Below are 16486 nucleotides of genomic sequence, written 5' to 3'. Positions count from 1 at the left end.
GCTCGATAGCATCAAGCACCGGCACGGACGGGGGAAACGTCGCCATCCCTGAGCCGCGTATGCCCTGGGGGCCCCGTCCGCCGGTCCACGAGCCGGAGGTGCCCATGAGTGCGGAGGCCACGAACCCTGCGACCCCTGGCCCGGTAGCGCCCCCAGCGCCGCAGGCGCTCACGGCGTCCGCGGCACCCGCCGCGGCCCGCAGGAAGTCCCGGCCCCGGATCGACCTGCGCCGGCTCGGCCGGGCCGCGCTGCTCGGCCCCGCCGTCCGCGGCAGACTTCCCGACGCCATCGGCCATGTCGTGGAGGCCCATCGGGCCCACCACCCCGACGCGGACCTCGAACCCCTGCGCCGCGCCTACGTCCTCGCGGAGTCCTCGCACCGGGGACAGATGCGCAAGAGCGGTGAGCCGTACATCACGCACCCGCTCGCGGTGACCCTCATCCTCGCCGAGCTCGGTGCGGAGACCACGACGTTGACGGCCTCGCTCCTCCACGACACCGTCGAGGACACCGATGTGACGCTGGAACAGGTCCGGGAACAGTTCGGCGAGGAGGTTCGTTATCTCGTCGACGGCGTCACGAAACTGGAGAAGGTCGACTACGGGGCCGCCGCCGAGCCCGAGACCTTCCGCAAGATGCTCGTCGCCACCGGCAGCGACGTGCGCGTGATGTCGATCAAGCTCGCCGACCGCCTCCACAACATGCGCACCCTCGGCGTGATGCGCCCCGAGAAACAGGCGCGGATCGCCAAGGTCACCCGGGACGTCCTCATCCCGCTCGCCGAACGCCTCGGCGTGCAGGCCCTCAAGACCGAACTGGAGGATCTGGTCTTCGCCATCCTCCACCCCGAGGAGTACGACCACACCAGAGAACTCATCGCCGAGAACGCCGCCCGCCGCAGCGATCCGCTCGCCGAGGTCGCCGACGAGATGCGCGGTGTGCTGCGCGAGGCCGACATCCCGGCCGAAGTGCTCATCCGCCCCCGGCACTTCGTCTCCGTCCACCGGGTGGCCCGCAAGCGCGGACAGCTGCGCGGCGCCGACTTCGGCCGCCTGCTCGTGCTGGTGAACGAGGACGCCGACTGCTACGGCGTCCTCGGCGAACTGCACACCTGCATGACGCCGGTCGTCTCCGAGTTCAAGGACTTCATCGCCGTACCGAAGTTCAACCTGTACCAGTCGCTGCACACAGCCGTGGCCCGGCCGGACGGACAGGTCGTCGAAGTCCTCATCCGCACCCACCAGATGCACAAGGTCGCCGAAGCGGGTGTCGTCGCCCTCGGCAACCCGTACGCCCCCGGGGCCGACGACCCGGCCGACGGTGAGCGCGCCGACCCCACCCGCCCCGGCTGGCTCTCCCGCCTCCTCGACTGGCAGCGGGCCGCGCCCGACCCCGACACCTTCTGGTCCACGCTGCGCGAGGATCTCGCCCAGGACCGGGAGATCACCGTCTTCCGTCCGGACGGCGGCACCCTCGGCCTGCCCGAGGGCGCCACCTGCGTCGACGCCGCCTACGCCCAGTACGGCGAGGACGCGCACGCCTGCATCGGCGCCCGCGTGAACGGCCGCCTCGCCACGTTGAGCACCGTTCTCGGGGACGGCGACACCGTTCAGCTCCTGATGGGCCAGGACCCCGCCTCCGAGCCCTCTCGGGAGTGGCTGGAGCACGCCCACACCCCGGCCGCCCGCATCGCCATCCAGCGCTGGCTCGCGACGCACCCCGGCGCCGGCGACGGAACCGACCAGGCGAACGGCGCCCGCTTCGAGGAAACCGGCGGCGCCCGCACAGAGGAGACGGGCGGCACGCGGTTCGGACCGGCCGGGGACACCGGTCCCGGGCGCCCGGCCGACAGCGCCGTCGAGGGCGCCCCGGCCGTTCGTCCGCGCAACGCCGACGTCCTCGTCGACCGGCCGGGGGCGCCCGTCCGGCTCGCCGGGTGCTGTACGCCCGTACCGCCCGACGAGATCACCGGCTTCATGGTGCGCGGGGGAGTGGTGACCGTGCACCGGGCCGAGTGCGCCGCGGTGGCGCACATGAAGAGCCGGGGGCGCGCGGAGATCGGCGTGCGCTGGGGAGACACCGCCGAGTGCCGGGTCACGCTGGTCGCTGAATCGTTCGGCCGCCCCCATCTGCTCGCCGACCTGACCGAGGCGATCGCCCTGGAGGGCGCCGAGATCGTCTCCGCCACCGTCGAACCGCCCAGCCAGCAGCGGGTGCGCCACACCTACACCCTCCAGCTCCCCGACTCGGCCCACCTCCCGGCCCTGATGCGCGCCATGCGGGACGTACCCGGCGTGTACGACGTGAGCCGCGCCCAGCACCAGGCACCGTCCCCCTGAGCCCGCGGCGCCGAGCGGACCCGAGGGGCGACGGGACACGTCCGGGCCGGTGCACCGGTTCGGGGAGGCTCCGGAGGCAACGGCCCCGGTCGCCGGGCCAGGACGCCGGCTCGGGCGGCCCCGAGGGGTGACGGACCCGCCGCTGGCGTGGGTGGGGCGCCCGCTCGGGCGGCCCGAGGGACGGCGGACCCGTCGGTGGCGTGGCCGGAAGGCCGCGGGGGGCCAACCCGTTCGGGTGGGTCGGGCGCGCGTCGCCGCCGTGGCGCGGGTACGCCCTGGTAGCGGTGGTCCATGTCGCTCACCCCACGCCCCCGGACCCAGCCCCGGTTCTCCCGGCACCGGAAGGCGGCCCTGCTCGCCTCCGCCGTCTCCGTCTGTCTGCTCGCCGCCGCTGCCCCGGCCGAACCCCTGGGCGTCGGCGACCGGCTCTACCCCTACCTCGGAAACCCCGGCTACGACGTGGCCTCGTACGACGTGGCCCTCACCTACCCCGGGACCAACGACAAGCCGCTGCAGGCCGTCACCACCATCGACGCATGGACCACCGCGGACCTGGACCGCCTCAACCTCGACTTCGCGCACGGAACGGTGCAGTCCGTCGAGGTCGACGGCCGCCCCGCGGACTTCGCCGGCGCGGGCGAGGACCTGGTCGTCACCCCGGAACACTTCCTGCACAAGGGCATCTGGACCCGGATCACCGTCCGGCACACCAGCGACCCCATGCCCGCCAAGGACCAGGAGGGCGGCTGGGTACGGACCACCGACGGCCTCGCCATGGCGAACCAGGCGGACGCCGCCCATCTGGTCTTCCCGTGCAACGACCACCCGTCCGACAAGGCGTTCTTCACCTTCCGGATCACCGCCCCGAACGGCTACACCGTCGTCGCCAACGGCCTGCCCGCCGGAGCGGAACGGGTCGGCGGAACCACCACCTGGACCTATCGCACCCGGCACCCCATGGCCACCGAGCTGGCCCAGGTGTCCATCGGCCGGTCCGCCGTCGTCCACCGCGAGGGCCCGCACGGCCTGCCCATCCGCGACGTCGTGCCCAGCGCCGACCGCAAGGCCCTGGAACCCTGGCTCGCCAAGACGCCCCAGCAGGTCGCCTGGCTGGAGGGCAAGGTCGGCCGCTACCCCTTCGAGACCTACGGCGTGCTCATGGCACAGGCCTCCACCGGCTTCGAGCTGGAGACCCAGACCCTCTCCCTCTTCGAGAAGGAGCTGTTCACCGAGCCCGCCTACCCCAAGTGGTACGTCGAGTCGGTCATGGTCCACGAGCTGTCCCACCAGTGGTTCGGCGACAGCGTCAGCCCCCGCACCTGGTCCGACGTCTGGCTGAACGAGGGGCACGCCACCTGGTACGAGGAGCTGTACAGCGAGGAGACCGCGCACCGGCCCATGGACGACCGGATGAAGGCCGCCTACGGCGCCTCCGACCGCTGGCGCGAGGCCGGCGGCCCGCCCGCCCGGCCCAAGGAGCCCGCCCCCGGCCAGAAGATCAGCCTCTTCCGGCCGAACATCTACGACGGCGCCGCGCTCGTGCTCTACGCCCTGCGGCAGGAGATCGGCCGGCCCGCCTTCGAGCGGCTGGAACGGCGCTGGGTCCAGGAGCACCGGGACTCCACCGCCACCACCGCCGACTTCGTCCGGCTCGCTTCGGCGGTCGCCGGCCGCGACCTGAACGCCTTCTTCCAGCCCTGGCTGTACGGCGAGAAGACCCCGCCGATGCCCGGACACCCCGACTGGAAGCCCCAGGCGGCCGCCAAGCCGGACAAGACACTCACCCGCCGATGACGGCACCGGCACACCGACCCGCCGACAACGGCACCGACCCCCCGATAAACCGATGACGAGACGTGCCGTCCGTGCGACCATCTTCAGGTCGGTGCGACGCGGGGGGCACGGGAATCTCCCGGGGTACTCGCGCGTTGAAACCTGTGAGCGGTCCCGGTGACCGCACCACCGAAGCCGGAACGGCACTCCGATCGACGTAAGGATCCAATGACCTCCTCTTCATCCCCTTCCCAGGACGCCAAGCGCCTCGCGCACGACTACCCCGAGGGCCTTCGGGCCGATGCCCTGATGGAAGAGGACGTCGCCTGGAGCCACGAGATCGACGGCGAGCGTGACGGAGACCAGTTCGACCGCTCCGAGCGCGCGGCCCTGCGCCGCGTGGTCGGTCTGTCCACCGAGCTGGAGGACGTCACCGAGGTCGAGTACCGCCAGCTCCGTCTGGAGCGGGTCGTGCTCATCGGCGTGTGGACCACGGGCACCGTGCAGGACGCGGACAACTCCCTCGCGGAGCTGGCCGCCCTCGCCGAGACGGCGGGCGCGCTGGTGCTCGACGGTGTCATCCAGCGCCGCGACAAGCCCGACGCGGCCACCTACATCGGCTCCGGCAAGGCCCTGGAGCTGCGCGACATCGTCCTCGAAACGGGCGCGGACACCGTCATCTGCGACGGTGAGCTGAGCCCCGGCCAGCTGATCCAGCTGGAGGACGTCGTCAAGGTCAAGGTCATCGACCGGACCGCCCTGATCCTGGACATCTTCGCCCAGCACGCCAAGTCCCGAGAGGGCAAGGCACAGGTCGCGCTCGCACAGATGCAGTACATGCTGCCGCGCCTGCGAGGCTGGGGTCAGTCGCTGTCCCGGCAGATGGGCGGCGGCTCGGGCGGCGGCCTCGCCACCCGTGGCCCCGGTGAGACCAAGATCGAGACGGACCGGCGGCGGATCCGCGAGAAGATGGCGAAGATGCGCCGGGAGATCGCGGAGATGAAGACCGGCCGCGACATCAAGCGCCAGGAGCGCAAGCGCAACAAGGTGCCGTCCGTCGCCATCGCGGGCTACACCAACGCCGGCAAGTCATCCCTGCTCAACCGCCTCACCGGCGCCGGCGTCCTGGTCGAGAACGCCCTGTTCGCGACCCTGGACCCCACCGTCCGCCGCGCGGAGACCCCGAGCGGCCGGCTGTACACGCTGGCGGACACCGTCGGCTTCGTCCGGCATCTGCCGCACCACCTGGTCGAGGCCTTCCGCTCCACCATGGAGGAGGTCGGTGACTCCGACCTGATCCTGCACGTGGTGGACGGCTCGCACCCGAACCCGGAGGAGCAGCTCGCCGCCGTGCGCGAGGTGATCCGGGACGTCGGCGCCACCGGTGTGCCCGAGATCGTCGTGATCAACAAGGCGGACGCGGCCGACCCGCTGGTCCTGCAGCGGCTGCTCAGGGTCGAGAAGCGCTCGATCGCCGTCTCGGCCCGCACCGGCCGGGGCATCATGGAGCTGCTCGGCCTGATCGACGACGAGCTGCCGCGTCCCTCGGTCGAGATCGAGGCGCTCGTGCCGTACACGCACGGCAGGCTCGTCGCCCGTGCCCACACCGAGGGCGAGGTGATCTCCGAGGAGCACACCGCGGAGGGCACCCTCATCAAGGTCCGGGTCCACGAGGAGCTGGCGGCGGACCTGGCGCCCTACACGCCGGCCTCCGCGGCCTGACCCACGGCACACCGACAAGGCCCGCCACCCCCTGAGGGCGGCGGGCCTTCGTCATACCCCGGCGAGCCGTGTCAGCGGCCGGCGAACTTCTTGCTGACCGAGTCGTACACACCCTTGGCCACGTCGCCCAGACGGGGACCGGCCAGCCAGCCCGAACTCACCGGGCCGATGGACGTGTTCGACACCAGCGCAGGCTTGCCGTCCGCGCCCGTCTCCACCCAGCCGCCGCCGGAGGAGCCACCGGTCATCGTGCAGCCGATCCGGTACATCGTCGGGGCCGACTTCTCGATGGACAGCCGGCCCGGCTTGTCCTGGCACCGGTACAGCAGCTGGCCGTCGTACGGGGCCGCCGCCGGGTAGCCGGACGCCGTGATGCCCTGCACCTTCGCCACGGCGGGCGCCCCGAAGTTCACCGGCAGTGCTCCGCCGACCGTCTCCTCCAGCGACTTGCCGCCGCTGCCCTGCTCCGGCGTGACGTGAATGACCGCGAAGTCGTACGAGGCGCCGTTGCCGCCGGTCTGGCCGCCCTGGTTGATCCACTGCTGGGAGGTCTGCGCCGCATCGGCCCACCACACGCCGTACGGGGCGATCTCGGACCTGCTGGCGCCCTGCAGCTGGGCGGCGGACCTGCCGGCGTTGTTGTACGACGGCACGAAGGCGATGTTGCGGTACCAGCCGCCCTTCTTGCCCGCGTGCACACAGTGACCGGCCGTCCAGATCAGGTTCGACTTGCCCGGATGCGCGGGGTCCTGGACGACCGTCGCCGAGCAGACCATGGTGCCCTCGGGTGAGTCGAAGAGCAGCTTGCCCGAGGTGGCCGCGCTGGTGTGGTACGGCGGCGCGACGGCCTGCGCCTTCACAGGTTGCGGCGCCGGGTCCGTGACACCCTGGTCACCGGAGATGTCGTTGGCGTCGACGCCCTTGTCCGGGTCGTCCGCGTGCCGCATCCGGTCCGGGTTCCACAGGCCCTTGATGATCGGGTTGACGAAGTCGTTGGCCTCGCGCAGCCAGTCTTCCCTGTTCCAGTTCTTCCAGGCGCCTTTCTTCCACTTGTCGATGTCGATCCCGTGCGCCTTGAGTCTCTCCCTGAGGTCGTCCGGGATCCTGATCTTTCCGTCGCCGGAGCCGGCCGCGGTCGCGCCGGCGCTCGGCTCGCCGGCGGCGTTGTCGTCGCCGTTGCAGGCGGTGGCGGTCAGCGCCAGCGCCGAGACGAGGGCGACCGCCGCCAGAGCGGGGGTGCGGCGGTCGCCCCTCCCTCGCCGAACGGTGGACGACGGCCGTATGGATCGCATGCTCTTGACTCCCCCTGCTGTGAAGGAACTCGGCGCTTCGGTCGTGCCACCGGCGGGCGACTCGCGGGGAGTTCATGCCGGTCCCACGACCTTCTGGGAACGGCATCACACACTATGTGCTCGCCGTGGGGGACTTCCGACGGAACGGCAACGGTTCGGCTACAAGCCGTCTGACCTGGCCGGTCATTCGCACATCGTCCGATTTGACGTCTACTCACCTCCAGCACCCCCCGCGGCCAACGACCGGCAGGGCTCCGGCAAATGATCTCGGGGAGACCCGTAACCCGGCGACCGGTCCACGGTTGTAGCGGTGGGGGGCCTGCTGCCTGCGTCCGGTCCCCGGGACCGACATGCCTTCGAACAGCGGGGAGGACGACGAGCCGTGGCCGTTACGGAGTCGATGGCGGGTGGGCTGCACGGGGAAGCCCGGGCCGCGCACGAGGGGATCCTCAGACGCCAGTCGGCGCGCGAGTCCGCGGCGCGCACCTACGCCCGGACCCTGCCCATCGTGCCGGTCCGGGCACGAGGACTCACCATCGAGGGCGCCGACGGCCGCCGCTACCTCGACTGCCTCTCCGGCGCGGGCACACTGGCGCTGGGCCACAACCACCCGGTCGTCCTGGAAGCCGTCCGCAGGGTCCTCGACTCCGGTGCCCCGCTCTCCGTCCTCGACCTCGCGACCCCCGTCAAGGACGCCTTCATCACCGAACTGTTCGGCACACTGCCGCCCGGCCTCGCCGAGCGTGCCCGGGTGCAGTTCTGCGGACCGGCCGGCACCGACGCCGTCGAGGCCGCCCTCAAGCTGGTCCGGGTGGCGACCGGCCGCACCGGCATCCTCGCCTTCACCGGCGCCTATCACGGCATGACCGCCGGCGCGCTCGCCGCTTCCGGCGGTGCCCGCGACGTCCAGGTCACCCGCCTGCCCTACCCGCAGGACTACCGCTGCCCCTTCGGTGTCGGCGGCACGCACGGCGCCGAACTCTCCGCCCGCTGGACCGAGTCCCTTCTCGACGACCCCAAGTCGGGCGTACCGCTGCCCGCCGGGATGATCCTCGAACCCGTCCAGGGCGAGGGCGGGGTCATCCCCGCGCCGGACGACTGGCTGCGGCGCATGCGACAGCTCACGGAGGACCGTTCCGTCCCGCTCGTCGCCGACGAGATCCAGACCGGAGTCGGCCGGACCGGTGCCTTCTGGGCCGTCGAGCACAGCGGCATCACGCCCGACGTCATGGTCCTGTCCAAGGCCATCGGCGGCAGCCTGCCCCTCGCCGTGATCGTCTACCGGGACGATCTCGACGTCTGGCAGCCAGGCGCCCACGCCGGCACCTTCCGCGGCAACCAGCTCGCCATGGCCGCCGGCACCGCGACCCTCGCCTACGTCCGCGAGAACGGCCTCGCCGCCCGGGCCGCCGACCTCGGCTCCCGGATGCTGGCCCAACTCAGACAGTCCCTCGGTGACCTGCCCTGCGTCGCGGAGGTGCGGGGGCGAGGGCTGATGATCGGGATCGAGCTGGTCGAGCCGGAGGGAGACGGGCCGGCCTTCGGCGCAGGGCCCCCCGACGACGACCAGTTCGTGGTGCCCGGCGGCCCCCGGCCACGCCCCCTCCCACGCCCGGCCGCGCCCGAACTGGCCATGGCCGTTCAGCGGGAGTGCCTCCAGCGGGGACTGATCGTCGAACTCGGTGGCCGCCATACGGCCGTGGTCCGGCTGCTTCCTCCCCTGACGCTCAGCGACGAGCAGGCGGCCGCGGTCCTCGACCGCCTCACGGACGCGGTGGCAGCGGTGGCCCGCGACCACCTGGTCCACGGCGCTCACCGCCGACGGCACAACGGCCCTGCCCAGCGCGCAGGCTGAGCCCCTTGCACCCGCCGAGCCCCGGGCCGTGCCGAGACGCACGCCGCCAGCACATGGGTCATGCCGTCGTGTGCCGAGGTGCACGCCGCCAGTCCGCAGGTCATGTCGTCGTGTGCCGAGGTGCACGCCGCGAGTCCGCAGGTCATGTCGTCGTGTGCCGAGGTGCACGCCGCGAGTCCGCAGGTCATGTCGTCGTACACGTCGCCGGTGCGCAGGTCGTGCCCGTCCTACACACCGCCAACTCACAGGTGCTGCCGTCCTACACGTCGCCGGTGCGCGGGGCGTGCCCGTCGTGCACGCCGCCATCTCGCACGTCGGGCCTTGCCGGGGAAGCCGCCCCGGATCCCACCCGGGCGGCTTCCGCCCACGGGGGCCCAGCGGCCGAGCCGACGACGGAACCGGCGCCACCATCCCCGCCCCAGCCCCAGGAGTCGGCATGAACGACACCCCTAACCCCGACGGCCGCTCCGGTGCTTCCGACGAACAGGGAGACCCCGCCTCGAACTCTCCCGTACCGCTCGCCGACGCCGTCCCCCAGCAGAAGAGACGGAGCGTGGCACCGGTACGACCGACGGAGTCCGGCGCCGACCCGCTGGACGACCCCGTCCCCGGCATCGCCGCGCAGGCCGCCGCCCTGGACAACCTGCTGCGGTGCTGGGTGCGCGAGACCGGCCTCGCCGCCCCCGTGACCGGCATCCTCCACGTCCCGCTGCCCGCCACCGGCACCTCCCTGACCGTTCCGATCCGTTACTGGTCCCCGACGGGCTGGCACCGCTTCGGACCCGCCCGCTTCACCGGCGCCCCCGAGGGCGCCCCACCGACCGACGCCGTCACCCTCGCGGCGCTCCTGGCCAGGGAGACGGCACCCAAGAAGACCCCTCCCTCCGACATCATCACCCTCCCGGCGCCGTTCACCCGCGAGAGCACCAGCACCCCGCGAAGCGTCCCCCGGGCCTCGGGCCCCCTTCCCGCCGGAGCCATCGCCGCCGACGCACGCTCCGACGGAGCCGATCTCGTGACCCGGGTCGCCGACTCCCTGCGCCACACCTCGGTCTTCATCCGCGAGCGGCGCGCAGACCCTGCCGACACCCCGGACCTCTTCCTCAGCGCCGAGCAGTCCCTTCTCCTCGGCCACCCCCTGCACCCGGCGCCCAAGAGCCGGGAAGGCCTGACGGATCCCGAAGTCCGCCTCTACTCACCCGAGCTGCGCGGCTCCTTCCCCTTGCACTGGCTGGCCGTCGCCCCCTCTCTGCTCGCCACCGACTCGGCCTGGACCGAACGGGGCCGTCCCGTCCCCGCCGGCCACCTCACCCGACGCCTCGCCGGAGCCGCACTTCCCCTCCCCGACGGATACGCCGCCCTGCCGCTCCACCCCTGGCAGATGCGGGAGGTTCGACACCGCGACACCGTCGCCGCCCTCCTGGACTCCGGACTGCTGCGCGACCTCGGTCCCGCCGGGGCGCCCTGGCACCCCACCTCCTCCGTGCGCACCGTCCACCGGTCCGGGGCGCCCGCGATGCTCAAGCTGTCGCTCGGTCTGCGCATCACCAACTCCCGCCGGGAGAACCTGCGCAAGGAACTCCATCGCGGCGTCGAGGTGCACCGGTTGCTGCGCACCGGGCTGTCCCGGGAGTGGCAGGCGGTACACCCCGGCTTCGACATCGTCCGCGACCCCGCCTGGCTGGCCGTGGACGGGCCGGACGGACTGCCGGTGCCCGGACTGGACGTGATGATCAGACACAATCCGTTCACCCCGGCGGACGACGTGGGCTGCGTCGCCGGACTCGTCTCTCCCCGGCCCCTGTCCGGACCGGAACCCGACTCCTCGCCCCGGCAGACCGCACGCCCCATGCGGTCCCGACTCGCCCGGCTCCTGACGCGACTCGCCGCCCGCACCGGCCGACCCATCGGGACGGTCGCCACGGAGTGGTTCCTGAGGTATCTGGAGCAGGTCGTCCGGCCCGTGCTCTGGCTGGACGGCGAGGCCGGCATCGCCCTCGAAGCCCACCAGCAGAACGTCCTGCTCCTGCTCGACGGCGACGGCTGGCCCGCAGGCGGCCGTTACCGCGACAACCAGGGGTTCTACTTCCGCGAGTCCCGGCGCGCCGAACTCGCTGCCCGGCTGCCGGGGATCGGCGAGCGGAGCGACACCTTCGTCCGCGACTCGGTCACCGACGAACGCTTCACCTACTACCTCGCCGTCAACAACGTGCTCGGACTGATCGGCGCCTTCGGCTCCCAGCGTCTGGCCGACGAGCGGCTGCTCCTCGCGGCCTTCCGTCGCTTCCTCACCGCTCTCGCGTCGGGCCCCGGCGCCCTGCGCACCCCCCTGCCCGCTCACCTGCTCGACTCACCCGTCCTGCGCTGCAAGGCCAACCTGCTGACCCGGCTGCACGGCCTCGACGAACTCGTCGGCCCGGTCGAAACCCAGTCGGTCTACGTCACCATCGCCAATCCCCTCCACTCCTGAGCCTCTTCGCGTCCCCTGAACCCGTCTCCGTCCCCAAGCCGGCTCCCGACGCCGATCCGACTCCCGATTTCCGACTCCCGGAGCCGACGCCCAGCCCGTTCCCGACTCCCGCACTCCACGCGCAGCCGGCTCCCGGACCCGGACCCAGCCCGTTCCCGACTCCTGGACCTGCTACGAAGCGGCCCTCCACCTCCCCGTAGTTCCGAGGACCACGCCCCAGTCCGTCTCCTGAGAGGAGCGCACCATGCCTCCCGCCGATGCGAACGCCGCCCCCGGCCCCACCTCTGCCCGCCCGGGCCGCACCGGCCCCCGCGCGGACACCGGCGGCACCCGGGACGCCCCGTTCGGCGACTTCACCGTCGAGGACGACGACGCCGACAGTGAGGACACGCTGGACCTGCACCTCCCTTCCGAGTACCTCGCTCTCTTCACCCAGGGGACGACCGATCTCCTCGACCGACTCCACACGTGGGGGCCGGTCGCCACCCCCGTCGGCTCCTTCCAGCTGGTGCCCGTACATGCCGAGCACGATCTGCCGCTGATCCACGGCTGGATGAACGACCCCGCCGTCGCGGAGTTCTGGGACCTGGCCGGGCCCCGGAAGCGGACGGAGGACCATCTGCGGGCTCAACTCGACGGCGACGGACGCAGCATGCCGTGCCTGGGAATGCTGGACGGCACCCCGATGAGCTATTGGGAGATCTACCGGGCCGACCTCGACCCGCTGGCCCGGCACTATCCGGCCCGGCCCCATGACACCGGCATCCACCTCCTGGTCGGCGAGGCCGCGGACCGTGCACGAGGCCTTGGATCCGTCCTGCTCAAAGCCGTGGCCGATCTCGTCCTCGACCGGCGTCCCGCCTGCGCGCGAGTAGTGGCGGAACCCGATCTACGCAACGCCCCCTCCCTCTCCGCTTTCCTGAGCGCAGGCTTCCGGTACGCCGCGGAGATCGACCTGCCCGACAAGCGGGCCGCGCTCATGATCCGGGACCGGCTCCTGCGCGACGCTCTGTAGCTGTGCGTGCTTTTGTGCTCACAATGAGTACGAGTGGCGGGGGAGCGGTGTTCCCCGCTAGGCGGAAAACACCCGAGGAGGCTTCGAGGGGGATGCCGGGCGGCGAGCCGATGCGGGCAGCCGGATGCGGGCCGGTGGGCTGGTGGCGGTCGCCGGAGGGGTGAGACATGCCGCAAGGGCCTGGGCACTGTCGTACGGACCAGCACGTGCCACACGGGTGCCGCCCCTGCCAGACGTGGCCTGCGCTGCCACACGAGTCCCGTCCCTGGCGCACGTGGCCTGCGCTGCCACACGGGTGCCGCCCCTGCCACACGTGGCCTGCGCTGCCACACGGGTGCCGCCCCTGCCACACGTGGCCTGCGCTGCCACACGAGTCCCGTCCCTGGCGCACGTGGCCTGCGCTGCCACACGGGGCGGGGGCGGCCCATGCCGCACCTGGCCCGCGCGCTGCATCACGACGTCGGCCCCTACCGCGCAAGGCCGAACCGAGCCCATGCGGGTGCCGGCCGCCGGAGTCACTTCACTCGTGCGGATGTCGTCTCCGGTCCTCCGGCCTGCGCAAATCCCAGCGGTCAGGCGTGCGCTGCAGCGGACCGGTTCGCCCCTTTTCGGTCTGCGGGCCTGCGGAATCCCACTCGCCGGCGGCATCGGGAGCGGGCCGGGAACCGGTTCCGGCCGTGCCCCGGCTCCGTCGGCAGCGCCCCGGGCTCCGCGGTGACCGTCCGTTTGTCAGTGCCGGGCCGTAGGGTGGTCGGGCTATGACGAAGCCCTCACTCCCCGAACTCCTGCATGCCGCCGTCGCCGCCGTGGGCGGCACGGAGCGCCCCGGCCAGGTCACCATGGCCGAAGCGGTCGCCGAGGCGATCGACGACGGATCCCACCTGCTGGTCCAGGCCGGCACCGGCACCGGTAAGTCGCTGGGCTACCTGGTGCCCGCGCTCGCGCACGGAGAACGGGTGATCGTCGCCACGGCCACGCTCGCACTGCAGCGCCAGCTTGTGGAGCGGGACCTGCCCCGCACGGTCGACGCCCTCCATCCGCTGCTGCGCCGCCGCCCCGAGTTCGCGATGCTCAAGGGCCGGTCCAACTACCTGTGCCTGCACCGCCTGCACGAAGGCATGCCACAGGACGAGGAGGACGGTCTCTTCGACCAGTTCGAGGCCGCGGCGCCCACCAGCAAGCTGGGCCAGGACCTGCTGCGGCTGCGGGACTGGGCGGACGAGACCGAGACGGGCGACCGCGACAACCTCACACCGGGCGTCTCCGACCGGGCGTGGGCCCAGGTGTCGGTGTCCTCGCGCGAATGCCTGGGTGCGTCGAAATGCGCGTACGGCGCCGAATGCTTCGCGGAGATGGCCCGCGAGCGTGCCAAGCTCGCCGAAGTCGTGGTCACCAACCACGCGCTGCTGGCCATCGACGCCATCGAGGGCGCCCCGGTGCTGCCGCAACACGAGGTGCTGATCGTGGACGAGGCACACGAACTCGTCTCCCGGGTCACCGGCGTCGCCACGGGCGAACTCACGCCCGGCCAGGTCAACCGCGCGGTGCGCCGGGCGGCCAAGCTGGTCAACGAGAAGGCCGCCGACCAGCTCCAGACCGCCGCCGAGGGCTTCGAACGGCTGATGGAGCTGGCCCTGCCGGGCCGCCTCGAGGAGATCCCCGAGGATCTGGCCTATTCCCTCATGGCGCTGCGGGACGCCGCCCGCACGGTCATCTCCGCGATCGGCACGACCCGCGACAAATCGGTCCAGGACGAGGACGCGGTCCGCAAGCAGGCACTGGCCTCGGTGGAGTCGGTGCACGACGTGGCGGAGCGGGTCGCGAACGGCTCGGAGTGGGACGTCGTCTGGTACGAGCGGCACGACCGTTTCGGCGCCTCCCTGCGCGTCGCCCCCATGTCCGTGTCGGGGCTGCTCAGAGAGAAGCTCTTCGCGGACCGCAGTGTCGTCCTGACCTCCGCGACCCTCAAACTCGGTGGCGATTTCAACGGCGTCGGCGCATCGCTGGGCCTCGGACCGGAAGGCGTGGAGGGCGAGGACCTGCCGCAGTGGAAGGGCGTCGATGTGGGTTCGCCCTTCGACTACCGCAGGCAGGGCATCCTGTACGTCGCCAAGCACCTGGCGCGCCCCGCGCGCGACGGCGAGCGCACCGACATGCTCGACGAGCTGACCGAGCTGATCCAGGCGGCAGGCGGTCGCACCCTCGGCTTGTTCTCCTCGATGCGGGCCGCCCAGCTCGCCGCGGAGGAGCTTCGCTCCCGCATTCCCCAGTTCCCGATCCTGCTGCAGGGCGAGGAGACGCTGGGAGAACTGATCAAGAACTTCGCGGCCGACCCGAAGACCTGTCTCTTCGGCACACTGTCGCTGTGGCAGGGCGTCGACGTCCCGGGGCCGAGCTGTCAGCTGGTCGTCATGGACAAGATCCCGTTCCCGCGCCCCGACGATCCGCTGATGAGCGCACGCCAGAAGGCGGTGGAGGACGCGGGCGGCAACGGCTTCATGGCGGTGGCCGCCACCCACGCGGCCCTGCTGATGGCTCAGGGCGCCGGCCGCCTCGTCCGCGCGTCCGGGGACCGGGGTGTGGTCGCCGTGCTCGACCAGCGGCTGGCCACGGCACGCTATGGCGGCTACCTCAAGACGTCACTGCCCGACTTCTGGTACACCACGGACCGTAACCAGGTGCGCAAGTCGCTCGCGGCGATCGACGCCAAGGCCAAGCAGGCGGAGGCGGAGTCGGCCGAGGCGGAGCAGCCGGCGGTCAAGTGATCGTGGGGTGGCCTGACCGACTCCGGTCAGGCCACCCCACGAGGCGCCACCGTCCGGGACCGCGCCGATCCACCCCGATGTGGGGGAGGCGTGGGAGCCCAGCGGGCATAGCAGGACCCCGGAACCGGCGCAGGGGTCCCGGGGCCCGGTCAGGGTGCGGGTCTGTCGACCCGCCCGCCGCAGCCGTCACACCCGCCGCAGCACGGCGACGACCTTGCCGAGGATGGTCGCGTCGTCACCGGGGATCGGCTCGTACGCCGAGTTGTGCGGGAGGAGCCAGACATGGCCGTCCTCGCGCTTGAAGCGCTTGACGGTGGCTTCGCCGTCGAGCATGGCGGCGACGATGTCGCCGTTCTCGGCGACCGGCTGGCGGCGGACGGTGACCCAGTCACCGTCACAGATCGCGGCCTCGATCATGGAGTCGCCGACGACCTTCAGCACGAACAGCTCGCCGTCGCCGACGAGCTGACGGGGGAGGGGGAAGACGTCCTCGACGGACTCCTCCGCGAGGATGGGGCCACCGGCGGCGATACGGCCGACGAGCGGGACGTACGACGCGGCGGGCTTGCCGGCGGTGTCCGTGGGCTGCACGGTCACGGCCTGGTCGGAACCGCGCACCTCGTAGGCCCGTGGGCGGTGCGGGTCGCGGCGCAGGAAGCCCTTGCGCTCCAGTGCCATCAGCTGGTGGGCGACCGAGGACGTGCTGGAGAGGCCGACGGCCTGGCCGATCTCGCGCATCGACGGCGGGTAACCCCGTCGCTGGACGGAGTCCCGGATGACCTCGATCACCCGGCGCTGCCGGTCGGTGAGTCCGGAACTGTCGGCCCGGATGCCTGGAGGTCGCCCGGGTAGGGAGCGCTTGTGCGCCTCGGGATTCGTGGCTTCGTTCATCGCGTGTACCGGCTCGACTCGGCCCTGGGAGCGGTCCTGGGCAGTGATGGTGGCACTGTCTGCGGTGGTGGTCACGTCGGCCCCTCTCGATGGTCTCCCTGCTGCACAACGGTAGTTGCTTTCGAAAGGTTGCGCCAAACACACGTTCGAGTGAAAAAGTGCGATTCACCTGTCGAAATCAAGCGTGTGGGTGTATGGCTGACGCGGTACCTAACGGGCGGAACCGCTCATTGTTGTACTGTTCACCGCCGGGCTCGTCGGCCTCGTGGGCCGCGACCCCAGTCTGCCATCCGGGATCCGGCCTGCCGGAGCCCGGGGGGCTTCTGTGCCGGAGTCCCACGTGTCCTCCGTGCGGCGCCCACGC

General features: G+C 71.9%; 9 protein-coding genes. 7 read left to right on the top strand and 2 right to left on the bottom strand.

Annotation, left to right across the window (positions count from 1 at the left end; all coding sequences use genetic code 11):
* Window positions 1-104: 104 nt before the first annotated feature.
* From ABVB68_RS21540 to hflX, 3 genes are all read left to right on the top strand, one after another.
* The gene (locus ABVB68_RS21540; protein ID WP_353602726.1) at window positions 105-2339 is read left to right on the top strand and encodes a RelA/SpoT family protein; all 2235 of its coding nucleotides are present in this window, start codon (window positions 105-107) and stop codon (window positions 2337-2339) included.
* 291 nt (window positions 2340-2630) lie between these two features.
* Complete coding sequence (locus ABVB68_RS21535) at window positions 2631-4133, top strand: M1 family metallopeptidase (protein WP_353602725.1); 1503 nt, start codon at window positions 2631-2633, stop codon at window positions 4131-4133.
* Between the two features lie 207 nt (window positions 4134-4340).
* On the top strand, window positions 4341-5834 hold the full coding sequence (hflX, locus tag ABVB68_RS21530; protein WP_353602724.1) for a GTPase HflX: 1494 nt from the start codon (window positions 4341-4343) through the stop codon (window positions 5832-5834).
* Window positions 5835-5905: 71 nt separating this feature from the next.
* Here hflX and ABVB68_RS21525 read toward each other — a convergent pair whose 3' ends face one another.
* Window positions 5906-7126: a trypsin-like serine peptidase gene (locus ABVB68_RS21525; protein WP_353602723.1), complete on the bottom strand. Its 1221-nt coding sequence runs from the start codon at window positions 7124-7126 to the stop codon at window positions 5906-5908.
* Between the two features lie 400 nt (window positions 7127-7526).
* Here ABVB68_RS21525 and ABVB68_RS21520 point away from each other — a divergent pair, with 400 nt between their 5' ends.
* From ABVB68_RS21520 to ABVB68_RS21505, 4 genes are all read left to right on the top strand, one after another.
* Window positions 7527-8981 carry a diaminobutyrate--2-oxoglutarate transaminase family protein gene (locus ABVB68_RS21520; RefSeq protein ID WP_353602771.1) on the top strand — a complete coding sequence of 485 codons (1455 nt, stop codon included), beginning with the start codon at window positions 7527-7529 and terminating at the stop codon, window positions 8979-8981.
* A gap of 436 nt (window positions 8982-9417) precedes the next feature.
* Window positions 9418-11451, top strand: a complete 2034-nt coding sequence (locus ABVB68_RS21515) for an IucA/IucC family protein (RefSeq protein ID WP_353602722.1) — start codon at window positions 9418-9420, stop codon at window positions 11449-11451.
* Window positions 11452-11695: 244 nt separating this feature from the next.
* Entirely contained in the window at window positions 11696-12466 is a 771-nt protein-coding gene (locus tag ABVB68_RS21510; protein WP_353602721.1) for a GNAT family N-acetyltransferase, read from the top strand.
* A gap of 758 nt (window positions 12467-13224) precedes the next feature.
* Window positions 13225-15231, top strand: coding sequence for an ATP-dependent DNA helicase (locus ABVB68_RS21505; protein ID WP_353602720.1), 2007 nt, complete (start codon window positions 13225-13227; stop codon window positions 15229-15231).
* Window positions 15232-15417: 186 nt separating this feature from the next.
* Here ABVB68_RS21505 and lexA read toward each other — a convergent pair whose 3' ends face one another.
* Complete coding sequence (lexA, locus tag ABVB68_RS21500) at window positions 15418-16197, bottom strand: transcriptional repressor LexA (protein WP_189983909.1); 780 nt, start codon at window positions 16195-16197, stop codon at window positions 15418-15420.
* Window positions 16198-16486 lie beyond the last annotated feature (289 nt).

Origin of the sequence: Streptomyces sp. NPDC096012, assembly GCF_040426375.1 — a bacterium.
In the GTDB taxonomy this organism is placed as follows: Bacteria; Actinomycetota; Actinomycetes; order Streptomycetales; family Streptomycetaceae; genus Streptomyces.
This window is presented reverse-complemented; position numbering and strand designations above follow the sequence as displayed.

What these genes read in the sequence shown, in the direction of transcription:
- ABVB68_RS21540 (WP_353602726.1), top strand. Translation starts at nt 105, where the DNA reads ATGAGTGCGGAGGCCACGAACCCTGCGACCCCTGGCCCGGTAGCGCCC.
- ABVB68_RS21515 (WP_353602722.1), top strand. Translation starts at nt 9,418, where the DNA reads ATGAACGACACCCCTAACCCCGACGGCCGCTCCGGTGCTTCCGACGAA.
- ABVB68_RS21505 (WP_353602720.1), top strand. Translation starts at nt 13,225, where the DNA reads ATGACGAAGCCCTCACTCCCCGAACTCCTGCATGCCGCCGTCGCCGCC.
- hflX (WP_353602724.1), top strand. Translation starts at nt 4,341, where the DNA reads ATGACCTCCTCTTCATCCCCTTCCCAGGACGCCAAGCGCCTCGCGCAC.
- ABVB68_RS21520 (WP_353602771.1), top strand. Translation starts at nt 7,527, where the DNA reads ATGGCGGGTGGGCTGCACGGGGAAGCCCGGGCCGCGCACGAGGGGATC.
- ABVB68_RS21535 (WP_353602725.1), top strand. Translation starts at nt 2,631, where the DNA reads ATGTCGCTCACCCCACGCCCCCGGACCCAGCCCCGGTTCTCCCGGCAC.
- ABVB68_RS21525 (WP_353602723.1), bottom strand. Translation starts at nt 7,126, where the DNA reads ATGCGATCCATACGGCCGTCGTCCACCGTTCGGCGAGGGAGGGGCGAC.
- ABVB68_RS21510 (WP_353602721.1), top strand. Translation starts at nt 11,696, where the DNA reads ATGCCTCCCGCCGATGCGAACGCCGCCCCCGGCCCCACCTCTGCCCGC.